We start from the raw sequence: 2258 nt of genomic DNA, 5'->3' as shown, positions 1-2258 counted from the left end.
CCGAGAAGAAACAGGAGGTCACCCAATGACCGAGGAAGAACCAAACCCGATCGTCAAACCACCGGCCCCAGCAGCCGCCACCTGCATCGACGGAGTCTGCACGGTGCCAGAGGAAGCCTCGAGCCCGCTCGTCAGGCTGACGGTTCCGGTGGCCGCTACCTGCATCGACGGTGTGTGCACGATACCTGACGTCACTGATCACTCGGAGGATCAGCCAGCGAGCTGATGGCTGCCGCCTGTGGGGCCCCCACAGGCGGCACCGGTGTCTCCTGCCGCCTGCTTGCGGTCAGCACTGGTCAGGTTAGGCGTATGTGTACACGGGGTGCTGCAGAACGCTGTGTGCTGAGAACTTCCGGTGGATGCCTGGGAAGTTATGTGCTGAGCAGGTATGGGGGGAGCCGTTAAAGGGGCAGCGGATGAGGGGCTCGGATTGTGCTGGCGTGTGCGGGGCCGGAGGTGTCGCCGATTGTCGCGGTTGCCCGGGATCTGCAGGTGAGTGCGGACACGGTCCGCAAGGGGCGGCGGTGCTTCCTCGCCGAGCGGCTGGACGGGCTGGCCGACGAGCCGCGGCCGGGCCGGCCGCTCACCATCAGCGTGGATCAGGTGGAGGCGGTGGTCGCACCACGCTGGAAAAGTTGCCGAAGAATGCCACTCACTGAGCGTTTTCAGCGTTGCGGCTTCAGGGTGAGAACGGCTTTGGCGGTGAGGGTCATGCGGGTGGGGCTGATGCGGGGTTTGGGTCACGTCCACTGGAGTGGTGTATCGACGGCCACTCGGTGATCTCGTTTTGAGGCTATGCGGTGAGTTCCGTGGGCAGGACGGTCTCGTCGTTTTCTGACTCGATCGGGTGGAGGCGGGCCTTGGCGAGGAGCTCGCGGCCCATGTAGCGGCGGGCCTCGGTCCATTCGTCGTTCTGTTCGGCCAGGACCGCTCTGACCAGGCGGATCAGGGTGGTGCGGTCGGGGAAGATGCCGACCACGTCGGTGCGGCGGCGGATCTCCTTGTTGAGCCGTTCCTGCGGGTTGTTCGACCAGATCTGCCGCCAGATCTCCCGCGGGAACGCGGTGAACGCCAGTACGTCGCCCTGAGCGGCGTCCAAGTGGGCTGCGGCCCTGGGGAACTTGGCCTCCAGGGCATCGAGGACGTGGCGCATCTGGGCCTGGACGGCGTCGGAGTCGGGCTGTTCAAAGACGGTCCGCAGCAGTGTGGCCACCCACGGCTGGGCAGACTTGGGGACCTGGCTCAGCAGTGCGCGGGCGTAGTGGGTGCGGCAGCGCTGCCGGCTCGCCCCGGGCAGGGTGGCGCCGATCGCGTTGACCAGACCCATGTGCGCATCGGAGATGACCAGTTGGACGCCGGACAGGCCGCGGGCGATCAGCGAGCGCAGGAAGGCCAGCCAGCCGGCGCCGTCCTCTGCGGCGGCCACGTCCAGCCCGAGGATCTCGCGGTGCCCGTCGGCGTTCACGCCGACCGCGATCAGGGCGTGCACGTTGATGATGCGAGCGCCCTCGCGGACCTTCTGAGTCAGGGCATCGACCCAGACGAAGGCGTAGGGGCCGGCGTCCAGGGGCGGGTTGCGGAACGCGGCGACCTGCTCGTCCAGGTGCTTGGCCATCGCGCTGACCTGGGACTTCGACAGCTGGGTCACGCCGAGGGACTCGGCGAGCTTCTCGACTCTGCGGGTGGAGACGCCGAGCAGGTAGGCGGTGGCGACCACCGAGATCAGGGCCTGCTCGGCCCGGCGGCGCCGTTCAAGCAGCCAGTGCGGGAAGTACCTCCCGGACCTGAGCTTGGGAATAGCCGGCTCGATCGTGCCCGCCCTCGTGTCCCACTCGCGCGGGCGATATCCGTTACGTTGGTTGACTCTCTCGTCGCTGACCTGCCCGTATTCGGCGTTGCAGAGGGCATCGGCCTCCGCGGACATGTGCGCGTCGGCGAACCATTTGACCATCGCGCGCAGCAGATCGGGACTTGCCGGGCGAGGTTGTCCTCGGCGAGGGCGTGCAGGGGCAGACTGTCGGGTGCGGTCATCGTGCTGGTCTCCTTCGGGCTTCGACACCTCGAAGATCAGCCGGTGGCCGTTCAACTATGCGGGCCTCATGCCAACGCCGGAGCAAACCCCCGGATCAGGTCGAACCCGTACACCACTTCCGTGGACGCAACCGGGGTTTGTGGAAGATCTGCCATGACTTCAGTCGTGCCATGCCGTGTTCGACCGGTGCTCGTGCTGCGGCCGGGGGCCGGTTGGCGGTGCGCTG

The 2258-nt window shown here is 67.1% G+C and carries 1 protein-coding gene and 1 pseudogene; one reads left to right on the top strand and one right to left on the bottom strand.

Going from position 1 to position 2258, the window contains the following annotated elements:
- Window positions 1-226, top strand: a 226-nt coding sequence (locus ACZ4O3_RS44040; protein WP_467728028.1) for a hypothetical protein, incomplete at its 5' end; no start/stop codon positions are given.
- 567 nt (window positions 227-793) lie between these two features.
- Here the strand turns inward: ACZ4O3_RS44040 and ACZ4O3_RS44035 are convergent.
- Window positions 794-2031: pseudogene (locus ACZ4O3_RS44035) on the bottom strand (IS256 family transposase).
- Window positions 2032-2258: the final 227 nt, after the last annotated feature.

This window comes from Streptomyces sp. NPDC026515 (genome assembly GCF_055567595.1).
This window is presented reverse-complemented; position numbering and strand designations above follow the sequence as displayed.